General features: G+C 72.5%; 10 protein-coding genes. 3 read left to right on the forward strand and 7 right to left on the reverse strand.

What is annotated here, in order from left to right; genetic code table 11:
- The first annotated feature begins 54 nt into the window (after window positions 1-54).
- Genes C5708_RS00225 through C5708_RS00235 form a run of 3 tightly spaced genes read left to right on the forward strand, consistent with a single transcriptional unit; the run spans window position 55 to window position 2059 of the window.
- Window positions 55-642: a 2'-5' RNA ligase family protein gene (locus C5708_RS00225; protein WP_242916581.1), complete on the forward strand. Its 588-nt coding sequence runs from the start codon at window positions 55-57 to the stop codon at window positions 640-642.
- A gap of 29 nt (window positions 643-671) precedes the next feature.
- A complete protein-coding gene (locus C5708_RS00230) occupies window positions 672-1037 on the forward strand; it encodes an ArsC family reductase (RefSeq protein WP_242916583.1) in 366 nt (121 codons plus the stop codon).
- 32 nt (window positions 1038-1069) lie between these two features.
- On the forward strand, window positions 1070-2059 hold the full coding sequence (locus C5708_RS00235) for a P1 family peptidase (protein WP_242916585.1): 990 nt from the start codon (window positions 1070-1072) through the stop codon (window positions 2057-2059).
- On the opposite strand, the gene C5708_RS00240 is transcribed toward C5708_RS00235, so the two are convergent.
- From C5708_RS00240 to C5708_RS00270, 7 genes are all read right to left on the reverse strand, one after another.
- Window positions 2044-3672: a dipeptide ABC transporter ATP-binding protein gene (locus C5708_RS00240; RefSeq protein ID WP_242916587.1), complete on the reverse strand. Its 1629-nt coding sequence runs from the start codon at window positions 3670-3672 to the stop codon at window positions 2044-2046. The genes C5708_RS00235 and C5708_RS00240 overlap by 16 nt on opposite strands.
- On the reverse strand, window positions 3669-4502 hold the full coding sequence (locus C5708_RS00245; RefSeq protein WP_242916589.1) for an ABC transporter permease: 834 nt from the start codon (window positions 4500-4502) through the stop codon (window positions 3669-3671). The genes C5708_RS00240 and C5708_RS00245 overlap by 4 nt, the downstream gene beginning before the upstream one ends.
- A complete protein-coding gene (locus tag C5708_RS00250; RefSeq protein ID WP_242916591.1) occupies window positions 4499-7081 on the reverse strand; it encodes an ABC transporter substrate-binding protein in 2583 nt (860 codons plus the stop codon). Before C5708_RS00250 ends, C5708_RS00245 begins: the two co-directional genes overlap by 4 nt.
- Window positions 7078-8454: a tetratricopeptide repeat protein gene (locus C5708_RS00255; RefSeq protein WP_242916593.1), complete on the reverse strand. Its 1377-nt coding sequence runs from the start codon at window positions 8452-8454 to the stop codon at window positions 7078-7080. Before C5708_RS00255 ends, C5708_RS00250 begins: the two co-directional genes overlap by 4 nt.
- Window positions 8451-9428 (reverse strand): alpha/beta hydrolase, encoded by a 978-nt coding sequence (locus tag C5708_RS00260; RefSeq protein ID WP_242916595.1) that lies wholly within the window; start codon window positions 9426-9428, stop codon window positions 8451-8453. Before C5708_RS00260 ends, C5708_RS00255 begins: the two co-directional genes overlap by 4 nt.
- Before the next feature lie 52 nt (window positions 9429-9480).
- Entirely contained in the window at window positions 9481-11718 is a 2238-nt protein-coding gene (locus C5708_RS00265) for a TonB-dependent receptor (RefSeq protein ID WP_242916597.1), read from the reverse strand.
- A 228-nt stretch (window positions 11719-11946) separates the two neighbouring features.
- The gene (locus tag C5708_RS00270) at window positions 11947-13227 is read right to left on the reverse strand and encodes an aspartate aminotransferase family protein (RefSeq protein ID WP_242918008.1); all 1281 of its coding nucleotides are present in this window, start codon (window positions 13225-13227) and stop codon (window positions 11947-11949) included.
- Between the last annotated feature and the right edge of the window lie 157 nt (window positions 13228-13384).

A 13384-nucleotide genomic window follows, 5' to 3' on the forward strand; every position in this document is an offset into this window, starting at 1 on the left:
CGCATCGGGAATCCATTGCTTGACCCGTCCAATCCAGGCTTTGGGCGGGGCGGCATGTCTGAACAGCTTGCGTTTCCGGGGTTCGGCGCGGACGTCGCGCCGACCGACCGGCTGCTGTTCGCCATCTTTCCGTCGGCTGAGGCCGCCGCCCAGGCGGACGGCGTCGCGCAAAGCCTCCGCCAGGCGCTGGGGCTCGCCGGCCGGCCGCTGGCGGTCGATCGTCTCCACGTCACCCTGCACCACCTGGGCGACTATGTCGGGCTGCCGAACGGCGTGGTCGAGGCGGCGCGCCAGGCCGCCGCCGCCGTGACGGCCGCGCCGTTCGAGGTGGTTTTCGACCGCGTGGCCAGCTTCGCGAGCAGGCCGGGCGGCAATCCCTTCGTGCTGCAGGGCGAGCCGGGCGGGCTGGCGGAGCTGTCGGCCTTCCGCCGCGATCTCGGCGAAGCCCTGGCCCGGGTCGGCCTCGGTCGCTGGGCCAAGCCGCAATTCACCCCGCACATGACGCTGCTCTACGACGACAAGGTCGTCGAGGCGCGGCCGGTCGAGCCCGTGCGCTGGACCGTCGGCGAGTTCGTGCTGGTGCATAGCCTGCTGGGCAAGACCCGGCATATACCGCTGGCGCGGCGGCCGCTGAACGGCTGAGTCCCGCCGCCCCTAGGAAAGGACCTCCCATGGCCGAGCCCGCCGCCGTCGCCATCTACGGCATCAAGGCCTGCGACACGATGAAGAAGGCCAGGGCCTGGCTGGACGCCAACGGCGTCGCCTATGTCTTCCACGACTACAAGGTCGAGGGGATCGCCGCGGACCGCCTGGCGGCGTGGGCCGACAAGGCGGGTTGGGAGGTTCTGCTCAACCGTTCCGGCACGACGTTCCGCAAGCTGCCGGAGGCCGACCGCGTTGATATCGATCGGGACAGGGCGTTGACCTTGATGGCGGCGCAGCCTTCGATGATCAAGCGGCCGGTGCTCGACGTCGACGGCGAGCTGCTGGTCGGCTTCAAGCCCGACGCCTACGCCAAGGCGTTCGCCGCCGCCTGAGGCGCGCGGCCTCGAACGGGAGTCTGATTGACGTGCTGCGACCTGGTCCGCTCAACCTGATCACCGACGTGCCGGGCCTGACCGTCGGCAACGCCGTCGACGAGACCGTCCGCACCGGCGTCACCGTGGTGCTGTGCGACGGCCACTGGTCGGCGGGCGTCGACGTGCGGGGCGGCGGTCCGGGCGTGCGCGAGAGCGAAACCCTGGCGCCGGAGAACCTGGTCGGCAAGGCGCACGCCGTCGTCCTGGCCGGCGGGTCGGTGTTCGGCCTGGGCGCGGCGGACGGCGTGGTCGCCGCCCTGTCGGCGCGCGGCGTCGGCCTGCGCCTGAAACCCGGATCGCCTGCCATCCCCATCGTGCCCGGCGCGGTGCTGCACGACCTGGGCAACGGCGGCGACAAGGCCTGGGGCCTGGAGCCGCCCTATCGCCGCCTGGGCCTGGAGGCGACCGACGCCGCCGCGGCGCGTTTCGACCTCGGCTCGACCGGCGCCGGGCGCGGGGCCATGGCCGGGCTGGTCAAGGGCGGCCTGGGCTCGGCCTCGCTCGACCTCGGCGGCGGATTGATGGTCGGGGCGCTGGCGGCCGTGAACCCGGTGGGCTCGGTCCACATGCCCGATGGCGAGACCTTCTGGGCCTGGCCTTTCGAGATCGACGGCGAGTTCGGCGGCCGCAGGCCGGGCGCCGACCTTGTCCCGGCGCGCGAGCCGCTGCCCGAACAGTCAAGGCTCAAGGCCGAGCGGCGGCTGGAGCCAGGGGCCAACACCACCCTGTGCGTGGTCGCGGTCTCGGCCGACCTGACCAGCGCCGAGTGCAAGCGGGTGGCGATGATGGCGCAGGACGGTCTCGCCCGCGCGGTGCGGCCCGCCCACACCCCGTTCGACGGCGACGTGGTCTTCGCCCTGGCCGGCGGCGGCGTCGCCCTGGGCCAAGACGAGCGGCCCCTTCACGTCGCCCGGCTGGGTTCGGCCTGCGCCGACGTCCTGGCCCGGGCCATCGCCCGCGGCGTCTACAGCGCGACCTGAGCGGCCCGGGCCGCCAGGGCCCGCTCCAGGTCCGGCGTCGCCGCCAGCAGGGTGCGCGTATAGGGGTGGCGGGGCGCGGCGAACACCGCCGCCGTCTCGCCGGTCTCGACCACCTTGCCGTTCTGCATGACCAGGAGGCGGTCGGTGGCGGCCCGCACCACCGACAGGTCGTGGGTGACGAACAGGTAGGCCAGCCCCAGGCGCTCGGACAGGTCGTCCAGCAGGCTCAGGATCTGCGCCCGCACCCGCACGTCCAGCGCCGACACCGCCTCGTCCAGGGCCAGGATCTGCGGCTCGACGATCAGGGCGCGGGCGATGGCGATGCGCTGGCGCTGGCCGCCGGAGAAGGCGTGCGGCCGGCGGTCGGCGTCGGCGGGCTTGAGGCCGACCTGCTCCAGCATCGCCTCGACCCGTCGGCGGCGGGCCGCGCCGATGGGCGCGTCGGGCGACAGGCGCAGCGGCTCGGCGATCAGGTCGGCGACCTTCCAGCGCGGGTCGAAGCTGCCGTAGGGGTCCTGGAACACCACCTGGATCTTGCGGCGCAGGTCGGCCGGCGCCCGGCGGCGCTCGAACCGGCGGCCGTCCAGCCGCACCGCGCCGCCCTGGATGTCGTCGAGGGCCAGCAGGGCCCGCAGCAGGGTCGACTTGCCGCTGCCGGATTCGCCGACCAGGCCCACGCGCTCCCCCGCGTGGAGGGTCAGGTCGACGCCGTCGACGGCTCGGAACGGCCTGGCCGGTCCCCACAGGCGACGTGCGCCGTTGTGCTCGCGGATCAGGCCGGCGGCTTCCAGCAATGGCGGCGCGTCGACGGTCCTGGAGGCGGTCCCGGGCGGCGGGCGCGGTCGCAGCGCCGAGGCCTCGACCAGTGCGCGGCTGTAGGGATGGCGCAGTTCGCGGAACAGCGACAGCGTCTCGCCGGCCTCGACCACCTCGCCGTCCTTGAGGATGGCGATGTCGTCGGCCAGGTCGGCGACGACGGCGAGGTCGTGGCTGATCAGGATCAGGCCGACGCCGTCCTCCCGCGTCACCTGGCGGAGCAGATCGAGGATGCGGGCCTGGGTGGTGACGTCGAGGGCGGTGGTCGGCTCGTCGGCGATCAGCAGGCGCGGTCCCGCCGCCATGGCGGCGGCGATGGCGACCCGCTGGCGCTGGCCGCCCGACAGTTCGTGCGGATGGCGGGACAGCGGGAACCGCGCGGCCGGCAGGCCGACGCGCTCCAGCATGGCCGCCGCCGCGCGCCGGGCCTCGGCCCGCGAGGCGCCGCGATGCAGGCGCACCGCCTCGGCCACCTGGTCGCCGATGGTCTGCAACGGATCGAGCGCCGTCATCGGCTCCTGGAACACCAGCCCGACGTCGCCGCCCCGGACCGACCGCATCCGTCGCTCGCCGGCCTGAAGCAGGTCCTCGCCGTCCAGCAGCACGCGGCCGGTCGCCGTCGCGCCCGGCGGCGCGAGGCCGAGCACCGCCAGGGCGGTCATCGACTTGCCCGATCCGGATTCGCCGACCAGGCCGAGGACGCGGCCCGGCGCCAGCGTCAGCGACACCGACCGCAGGATGTCGCGGCCGTCCAGCCTGAGGCTGAGGTTCTCGATCGACAGCAGGGGCGCGGTCATGGCCGCCGCTCCCAGGCCGGGTCGAGGCGGTCGCGCAGGCCCTCTCCCAGCAGGCTGAGGCCGAGCACGCTGAGCGCGATGGCCAGGCCCGGGAACACCGCCAGCCACGGCGCGGTCCCGGCCAGGGTCTGGGCGTCGTTGAGCATCCGCCCCCAACTGGGGCTGGGCGGCTGCACGCCGAGGCCGACATAGGACAGCCCCGCCTCGGCGCCGACGCCCAGGGCGGCCTGGATGGCGGCCTGGACGATCAGCAGTCCGGCGAGGTTGGGCGCGATGTGCTCGATCGAGATCGCCAGGTCCGAACGCCCCGCCGCCCGGGCCGCCGAGACGTAGTCGCGCGACCACTGGCCGAGCGCGCCGGCGCGGGTCAGCCGGGCGAACACCGGAACGTTGAACAGGCCGATGGCGACGATGGCCCCGGCCGCGCCAGGGCCGAACACCGCCGCCAGCAGGATGGCCAGCACCAGGGCCGGGAAGGCGAAGACGATGTCGTTGACCCGCATCACCGCTTCGTCGACCACGCCGTCCCGACGCGACGCGGCCAGGAGGCCGAGGGGCGCGCCGACGCCGAGGCCGATGGCCGTCGCCGCCAGGGCGACGCCGAGCGAGGCTCTGGCGCCGGCCATGACCATCGACAGCACGTCCCGGCCGAAGTGGTCGGTGCCAAGCAGGTGCGCCGCCGAGGGCGGCAGCAGTCGGCGGCCGATGTCCTGGGCGGCCGGGTCATAGGGCGTCCAGACCAGCGAAAGGACGGCCGCGCCCGCGAGCAGGCCGGTGAGGACGAGGCCGAGGGCGAGGCCGGAACGGCCCGGGCGGGGGGCGGCGCTCATCGGCGGTCTCCGCGCAGGCGGGGATCGACGAGGCCGTAGGCGAGATCGACGACGAAATTGGTCACGGCCACCGCCAGGACCAGCGTCATCACCACCCCCTGCACGACGATCAGGTCGCGCTGGGCGATGGCCTGGAACACCAGGCGGCCGAGGCCGGGCAGGAAGAACACCGTCTCGATGATGACGCCGCCGGCGAGCAGGAACGATATCTGCAGGCCCAGCACGGTCAGGGTCGGGACCAGGGCGTTGGGCAGGCCGTGGCGCCACAGCGCCTGGAGGCGGCTGAGGCCGCGGGCGCGGGCGGTGCGCATGTAGTCCTGGGACAGGGTGTCGACCAGCGCGGCGCGCAGCACCCGCGTCAGGACGGCGGCCTGGGGTGCGGCCAGGGCGATCGCCGGCAGGGTCAGGGCCTTGAGGCCAGGCCACAGCCCTTCGCGCCAGCCGGGGAAGCCGCCCGCCGAGGTCCAGTGGAGGCCGACCGCGAAGACCAGCACCAGCAGCATGGCCAGCCAGAAGTTGGGCGCGGCGACGCCCAGCTGCGTCAGGCCGCCGATGGCGCGGTCGACCGTCCGACGATGGTTGGCGGCGGCGACCACGGCGGCCGGGAAGGCGAACGCCGCCGCCAGGGCCAGGGCGTAGAGGGCCAGGGGCAGGGACACCTGCAGCCGCTCCAGGATCAGGTCGGCCACCGGCGTGCGATAGGTGTAGCTGAGGCCGAAATCGCCATGGGCCATGCCCGCCAGCCAGGCGAGGTAGCGCGCCGGCGCGGGCTGATCGAGGTCCAGCTCGGCCCGCAGCGAGGCCAGCCCCTGGGGATTGGCGTTCAATCCCATCATGAAGCTGGCCGGATCGCCGGGCGCGATCTCGGTGACCGCGAAGACCACGAGGCTGGCGCCCAGCAGGGTCAGGACCAGGATCGCCAGCCGACGGCCGGCGTAGGCGGGACCGGCGCGGAACAGGGCGAGGCCGACCAGGGCGGCGGCCGCGAGCGCCGCCGCGCCGCCGGCCGCGACGACCAGGATCGGCGCGGCGGCTGACGGGGCGGCGCCGGCCGCCGCCGCGCCGCGGAAGCGGACCTGGGTCAGGTCGTTGACCTCGATCGGGGCGTCGGTCCACAGGCCGTCGAGGTCGGCGCGCCAGACGCCCAGCTTGGGGAACTCGAACAGGAAGCCGTTGACCGCGTCGTCGGCGATCTGCCGCTGGATCAGGCCCAGCAGCCGCAGGCGCTCGGGCGGCTCGCGGGTCGCGTCGAGCTGGGCGAGGAGGGCGCGGACCGGCGGGCTTTCATAGCCGAAATAGTAGTCCGGCCGGCCGTAGATGTCGTAGTCCTTGGGCTCGGTGTGGGAGACCACGGTCAGGTCGTACTGGTGGTTCTTGAACACCTGTTCCAGCCATTGGGCCCATTCCAGGTTCTCCAGCCGCACGCGCACGCCGACCTGGGCGAGTTGGGCGGCCAGGATCTCGCCGCTGCGGCGGGCGTAGCCGGTGGGCGGCAGCTTCATGGTCAGGGACAGGCCGTCGCGATATCCGGCCTCGGCCAGCAGCGCCCGGGCGCGGGCCGGGTCGTGCGGATAGCGGCCGGTCAGGTCGACATAGCCGGGATCGCGCGGGCTGAAATGACTGCCGATCGGCTCGCCATAGCCGAACATGGCCCCCTCGATCACCGCCTTGCGGTCGATGGCGTAGGACAGCGCCCGGCGCACGCGCAGGTCGTTCAGCGGCGGCCGCCGCTGGTTCATGGCCATCAGCGTCTCGCCCTCGGTCGCGCCGACCGTCACCTTGAAACGGGGATCGGATTTCAGCTGGGCCAGGCTCTCGGGGGCCGGGAAATAGGGGAAGGCGTCGACGTCGCCGGCCTTGAGCGCGGCGAGGGCGGCGGTGGGATCGGAGATGAACTTGAACGTCACGCGGGCCAGCGGCGCGGGCCGGCCCCAATAGTCGGGATTGCGGGTCAGGACGATGGAGTCGCCGCGCCGCCAGCCGGCGAAGCGGAACGGCCCGGTGCCGACGGGACGAGCCGCGGCTCCGGCGATGGAGTTCGGCGCCACCATCACCAGGCCGCCCCAGCCGAGGACGTCTAGCAGGCCGCCGTCCGGGCGGCTCAGGGTCACGCGCAGGGTGGCCGGATCGACCGCTTCCACGGCGCGGACCGCGGCCAGCTGCGGCCGCTGGGCGTTGGGCGAGGTCGGCGCGCGGGCCCGGTCGAGCGCGAACTTGGCGGTGGCGGCGTCGAACGGCGCGCCGTCGTGGAAGCGCACGCTGCGACGCAGGTGGAAGACATAGATCAGGCCGTCGGGCGAGATGTCCCAGGACTCGGCCAGCCCCGGCCGGACGCCGCCGTCGGGGCCGATGCGCACCAGCCCCTCGAAGACGTTGGCGTAGACCACCTCGTCGGTCGCCACCGAGGCGCCGAGGGTGGGGTCTAGATTGGGCGGCTCCAGCTGGGCGCCCAGGGTCAGGTCGTCCTTGGCGGCGGCCAGCGCGCCGCTTCCGCCCGCGACGGCGGCGAGGACCGTCAGGACGGCGGCGACGGCCAGCGCCAGGACGCGCCCGCCGATGCGAAGCGGCCTTTGGTTCATCGACGTCGGGCCAGGGTCTTTTCGGCGCGCGCCGCCGCCTGCGCGGCCTGCGCGGGCAGATCGAGCCGGCCGTAGACGTCGGCCAGCGCGCGGTTGAGGTGAACGCCGTCGGGGTCGAAGCCGCGCCGGATCTCCAGGGTCTGCTGGGCGGAGACGAGGCGGCCGGCGCGGATCGCCGCGTCGAGGTGCAATTGCTCGAAGAGGTCGCGCTGGGCGTGGCTGCCGCCGATCTCGACCATGCGCGGCAGGGCCGCGCCCAGCCGGCGCACGGCCTCGTCCCAATCGCGCCGGACGTGGGCGGCCAGGCCCTCGGCGGCGGGCAGGGCGACGCCGCTCCAGGCCTCGCGCGCGAAGGCCGGCGCGGCGCGCGCGCGTTCGGCGATGGCCCCCAGCAGCTGGTCGGCCTCCGCCGCTCCGGCGCGGGCGAGGCCGTAGAAGTATTGCAGGCTCAGGAACGGCTGGACCGTGTCGTCGGCGCGGGCCTTGAGCCAGCCGGCCAACTCGCCCCAGCGGCCGCCGACATCGACGCCGGCGAGCTCCAGGCGGGCCAGCAGCGACACGGCCCCGATCTGGTCCTGCGAATAGGTCTTGGCGATCCCCCAGCAGCGCTCGTCATAGAGGGCCAGGGCCTCGGCGTCGCGGCCCTGGCTCAGATAGAACAGGGCCAGATGCCACCAGGCGTGGCTCTCCATGAACGAATTGAGGCCGGTCCAGGTCTCGGACACCTCTTCGAGGAAGCGCGCGCCCTCGTCGATCCGCCCGCGCGTCAGCATGACGTGGGCGAGGGCGTGGTGGGCCCAGGGCTCCTTGCGACGCATGTCGACGGCGGTTCGGGCGGCGGCCTCGGCCTCGTCGATCAGATGGCACTGCTCGTAGGCGAAGGCGGTCATGCCGTGCATGTGCGGCACGTGGCTGTTGGCGTCGAGGACCTTGAGCGCGACCCGCAGCATGGCCGGGAAGTCGCCGCGGTTGAAGTCGTGGTACTGGCGCAGCTTGACCATGGCCAGGTCGTGCGGGAAGGCCTCGACGGTCTCGTCGGCCACGCTCAGGGCCAGGGGCAGGTCGTCTTCGATCCAGGCGCGCAGGAAGGCGGCGGTCATCCGCTCCCGGGGGTTGGCGCGGGCGGAGGCCCGCTCGGCCGCTTCGAGATAGGTCCGGGCGAGCGCCGGCGCCTCGGGCGCCTCCAGCAGCATCCACAGGATTCCGGCGTAGGCGTTGAGCAGGGGATCGTCCGCCGCGGCGTCCGCCGCCGCGACCACGCCCGCCGCGCGGGCCTCGTAGCCCAGGAAGCCGCCGACGAAGTCGTCGACCGCCGCCACCGCCAGGTCGTCGTCGGCGCTGACCGGGTTGCCCAGATAGTCCGTGCGCCTCACGGCGCGGCGTCGGCCGGCAGGGCGGCCAGGAAGGCGGCGACGTCGTCGGCCGAACGGTCGGGAATTTCGACCTGGGGCAGGTGGCCGACGTTGGGATAGAGGATCAGGCGCGCGCCGGGTATGGCCTCGGCGAACTTGCGGCCGGCCGCCGGCTCGATGATGTGGTCCTGTTCGCCGTGCAGCACCAGGGTCGGGGCCTTGATCGTGCGCAGCGTCTCGACGCTGGCCTGGCTGTGGGCGCCCGGCTGCATCGACATCAGGATGGCGCGATGGCCCGGCGCGCGCTGCAGTTCGGCCCAGCGGTCGATGAAGGCTGGGGTGATCACCGACGGATCGACGACGTCGGCCCGCAGCCCCTGGCGGATCAGCGGCTTGTTGTCGATGCTGCGGAGGAAGGCGCGGCCCCACGAATATTTCAGCAGGCGGAAAGCCAGGGGCGGGTTCTTCGACAAGGTCTCGTTGGGCCACCCGGCCGCGTCGGCCAGGATCAGGGCGTCGACCCGCTGGGGATAGCGGGCCGCCACCTGCCAGGCGACGCCGCCGCCCATCGAGTTGCCGGCGATGGCGAAGCGGGGCAGGGCGAGCTTGGCCGCCAGGGCGTCGATCAGCTCGGCGTAGCCGTCGGCGGTGGCGACGTAGCCGTCCGGCGCGCGCGTCAGCCCGTGGCCGGGCAGGTCGACGCGGATGATCCGGTAGCGGTCGCCGAAGCGCCGAACCCAGCCGTCCCACGAGAACACCGAGTCCCCGAACCCGTGCACCAGCAGGATCGCCGGCCGACTGGGGTCGCCCTCGTCGCGATAGTGCAGCCGCACGCCGCCGGGCAGGTCGACGAAATGCGAACTGCGCTCGCCGTACTTGGCCTCCAGCGTCGCATAGGGAATGTCCGGCCCGCGCAGGGCCAGCCAGCCGACGAGGGCCAGGACCAGGAGCGCGACGACGGTCGCGCCCAGGGTCAGCAACACGATCTTGATCACGTCCAGGTCTCCGTCAGGCTCTCGCCGCCACTCTCGCCGATCCAGGCCGCTTCTAGAAGGCGTAGCTGGCGCGCACGCCCCAGGTCGCCGGCCGGCCGGCGGCGGCCACCTTGGCGTTGACGAAGAAATTCCGGGTCACGTCGTACTTCTCGTCGAAGATGTTGCGGCCCCACAGCCCCACCGACCACGGCCCGTTGTTCGGCGTCAGGGTCAGGCTGGCGTTGGCCAGCCAGTAGCTGTCGACGTCGTAGGCGCGGCCGAGCCAGGAGGTCAGCTTGTCGCGATAGGCGTAGTCGGCCTGGGCCTCCAGGCCGAAGTCGCCGATGGTCCAGGCGTAGGCCACGGCGCCCTGATAGCTGAGCTTGGGGAAGCCGAGGTCCTGGCCGCTGCGGTCGGTGACGCCGGCCGAATAGACGCCGGTGACCGGGTCGCGCACCAGGGTCGAGACGTCGGTGTCCTTGAAGTCGGTGTACTCGCCCTTCTTCCAGCCGAGCGACTGTTCCACCCGCAGCCCCGGCGCCCAGGCCGGCCGCCAGGTCGCCTCGATCTCGGCGCCGTAGATCTTGGACTTGGGCGCGTTGATGATGCGGCCGATGGCGCCGTTCAGCGGGTCGATGATCACCGACAGCACCTGCTGGTCGGAATAGTCGTAGTAGAAGGCCGCGCCGTTGATCCGCAGGGCGTTGTCGAGCAGGTCGGCCTTGAAGCCGGCCTCGTAGGCCCACAGCACCTCGGGCCGGAAGGGGTTGATCTGGCCGGCGTTGGTGGAGTTGTAGACGGTGAAGCCGCCCGACTTCACGCCGCGGCTGACCGTGGCGTAGAGCAGCACGTGGTCGGCGGCCTTGTACTCGACGCCCGCCTTGCCCGAGACCTGCGACATCGAGGTGGTGCGGTCGGCGGTGGGGAAGGTCGGCGTGGCCGGCAGGATGACCGTGCTGAAGTTGTCGAGTTCGCGGTCCTCGTTCTCGTAGCGCAGCCCGAAGATCAGGTTCAGGCGCTCGTTGAGGCGATATTCGACCTGGCCGAAGCCGCTGATCGATTCCGCCTTCTGCCGGTACGAGGTGTCGGTGATGAAGCCCAGCCCGGCCGAGAAGTCCGACAGGAAGCGCTCGTCCAGCTTCTCGTTCGAATAGTAGAGCCCGGCGGTCCAGTTCAGCGGGCCGGGGGCGGTCGAGTTCAGGCGCAGCTCCTGCGAGAACACCTTGATGCTGCTGCGCCAGACCGTGTCGGACTCGGGCGAGGCCGAGGCGTCCCAGTCGTCGTATTCGCGGCGCTTCAGCCGCTCGTAGCTGGTGATGCTGGTCAGCTTGGCGAAGCCGAGGTCGAGCTTGCTGGTCAGGCCCGCGCCGAAGCTGGTGTTGTCGCGGCCGGGCTTGGAGCCGGGGGAGACCCCGGCGATGCTGGCGAAGGCGGGGTTCAGACCCCAGCCCGTGGCGGTGCGGTCGGTGTCGGCCGGAATGGTCGGGCCGGCGCCGAAGCGGGTGGCGAACGGCGCGATCAGATAGAGGCCCTGGCTGTCGGACTGGTCGCGGCCGCCGTGCACGTCGAGGCGGAAGGTCAGCTTGTCGGTGGCGTCCCAGTCGAGCAGGCCGCGCAGGGCGGTGCGGTCGGCGTCGCCCAGCTTCTGGCCGGTGACGCGGTCGTGCTGCCAGGCCCCGCCCTGTTCGGTGACGGCCGAGAGGCGGCCGCGCAGGCTTCCGTCGTGGACCAGCGGGCCCGAGACGTAGCCCTCGACCTTGACGGCGTCGTGGCTGCCGTACTCGGCGGTGACGCCGGCCGCCAGCGAGCCGGTCGGCTGGCGGGTCAGGAAGTTGACCGCGCCGCCGGTGGTGTTGCGGCCATAGAGGGTTCCTTGCGGGCCGCGCAGGATCTCCACCCGGTCGATGTCGAACAGGACGCCCTGGGTCATCACCGGCAGCGGATAGGCGACCTCGTTGACATAGACCCCGACCGTCGAGGTGTTGTTCGAGGCGTAGTCGTCGAAGCCCACGCCGCGCAGGCGGAACTGCGGCTGGCCGCCGCCGAAGGCCGGGGTGATCTCCAGGCTGGGCGTGTGCTGCTGCAGCTGGTTGACGTTGGTGACGCCCCGCTTCTCCAGCTCGGCGCCGGACAGAACCGACAGGGCGATGCCGACATCCTGGGCCGACTGTTCGCGGCGTTGGGCGGTGACGACCAGCTCGGGCAGGCCGACGCTTTCATCCGCCTTGTCGGCGGCGGTTTCGGCCAGGGCGGGGAAGGCGCCGGCGGCGGCCAGCGCGCCCAGGGCGGCGCCGAACAGGAAACGCTTCAAGACTCTCTCCATGACCCGGTCGGCCGCCGGCGCGGTTTGGCTCCGCGTCGTCGGCCCGGTTTCTGTTTTATGCGGGCCAAGGCCCCCTCCGCCGCGCGGCCGGATGTCCATCGCTCCGTTCACCGCTGGGCGCGGCTGAACACCTACTCGTTCGATAGGAATATCAAATCGAGGTTTTCTGCCGTCGCCCGAAGCGGAACTAAAGGCGGTTCCCCGGCGGCGCACGCCTCAGTCCAGCCCGGTCAGGATCGCGCGGATCGTCTCGACGATGCGGTCGATCTCGGCCTTCTCGACGATCAGGGGCGGCGACAGGGCGATGATGTCGCCGGTGACGCGCACCAGCAGGCCCTGGTCGAAACAGGCGTGGAAGGCGTCGGTGGCGCGGGCGCCGGCCGCGCCTTCGCGGGGGGCAAGCTCGATGCCGGCGGTGAGGCCGAGGTTGCGCACGTCGATGACGTGGCGGGCGTCGGCCAGGCTATGGACCGCGTCCTCCCAATAGGCGGACAGGGCGGCAGCGCGGCCGAACAGGTCTTCGTCGCGATAGATGTCGAGGGCGGCGAGGCCGGCGGCGCAGGCCAGCGGATGGCCGGAATAGGTGTAGCCGTGGAACAGCTCGACCGGGCTGTCGGCCCGCTCCAGCATCAGGTCGTAGATCGCCTTGCTCACCCCGACGCCGCCCAGCGGCACGGCGGCGTTGGTCACGCCCTTGGCGAAGGTGATCATGTCCGGCCTGACGCCGAAGTGGTCGGCGGCGAACGGCGCGCCCAGCCGCCCGAAGCCGGTGATCACCTCGTCGAAGATCAGCAGGATGTCGTGCTTGTCGCAGAGGGCGCGCAGCCGTTCCAGGTAGCCCTTGGGCGGGACCAGCACGCCGGCCGAACCCGACATCGGTTCGACGATGACGGCGGCGATGGTCGAGGCGTCATGCAGGCCGACCAGCCGCTCCAGGGCGTCGGCCAGTTCGGCCCCATGCTCGGGCTGGCCGCGGCTGAAGGCGTTGCGCGCCAGGTCGTGCGTGTGCGGCAGGTGGTCGACCCCGGTCAGCATCCCGCCGAAGTGCATGCGGTTCTTGACGATGCCGCCGACCGAGATGCCGCCGAAGCCGACGCCGTGATAGGCGCGCTCGCGGCCGATCAGGCGGGTCTTCTCGCCCTTGCCGCGGGCGCGCTGATAGGCGAGGGCGATCTTCAGGGCGCTGTCCACCGCCTCGGACCCGGAATTGGCGAAGAACACGTGGTCGAGGTCGCCCGGCAGCAGCGCGGCCAGCCGCGCGGCCAGTTCGAACGCCTTGGGGTGGCCGAGGTTGAAGGTCGGGGCGAAATCCAGCTCGGCCGCCTGCCGCGAGATCGCCTCGACGATCGGCGCGCGCGTGTGCCCGGCGTTGACGCACCAAAGACCCGACGTGCCGTCGAGCACCTCGCGGCCCTCGGGCGTGTAGTACCGGGTCCCCTCGGCGCGGGCCAGCAGCCGGGGCTCGGCCTTGAACCGCCGATTGGCGGTGAACGGCATCCAGAAGGCGTCGAGGGCGTTGGGAAGCGAAGCGGGCACGGGCCTCTCCTTGCAAACCGAAGGGGTCGCACGCCCTCTCGCGCCTTCGCGGCCCGCGGGCAAAGCGGTTTTGCTATAGGCGCCATTAGAAAGGCGCGGACGGCGAGGTCCAGCGCCA

This window comes from Caulobacter sp. CCUG 60055 (assembly GCF_022750545.1).
Taxonomy (GTDB): domain Bacteria; phylum Pseudomonadota; class Alphaproteobacteria; order Caulobacterales; family Caulobacteraceae; genus PUIC01.

What these genes read in the sequence shown, in the direction of transcription:
- C5708_RS00230 (WP_242916583.1), top strand. Translation starts at nt 672, where the DNA reads ATGGCCGAGCCCGCCGCCGTCGCCATCTACGGCATCAAGGCCTGCGAC.
- C5708_RS00240 (WP_242916587.1), bottom strand. Translation starts at nt 3,672, where the DNA reads ATGACCGCGCCCCTGCTGTCGATCGAGAACCTCAGCCTCAGGCTGGAC.
- C5708_RS00250 (WP_242916591.1), bottom strand. Translation starts at nt 7,081, where the DNA reads ATGAACCAAAGGCCGCTTCGCATCGGCGGGCGCGTCCTGGCGCTGGCC.
- C5708_RS00270 (WP_242918008.1), bottom strand. Translation starts at nt 13,227, where the DNA reads ATGCCGTTCACCGCCAATCGGCGGTTCAAGGCCGAGCCCCGGCTGCTG.
- C5708_RS00245 (WP_242916589.1), bottom strand. Translation starts at nt 4,502, where the DNA reads ATGAGCGCCGCCCCCCGCCCGGGCCGTTCCGGCCTCGCCCTCGGCCTC.
- C5708_RS00225 (WP_242916581.1), top strand. Translation starts at nt 55, where the DNA reads ATGTCTGAACAGCTTGCGTTTCCGGGGTTCGGCGCGGACGTCGCGCCG.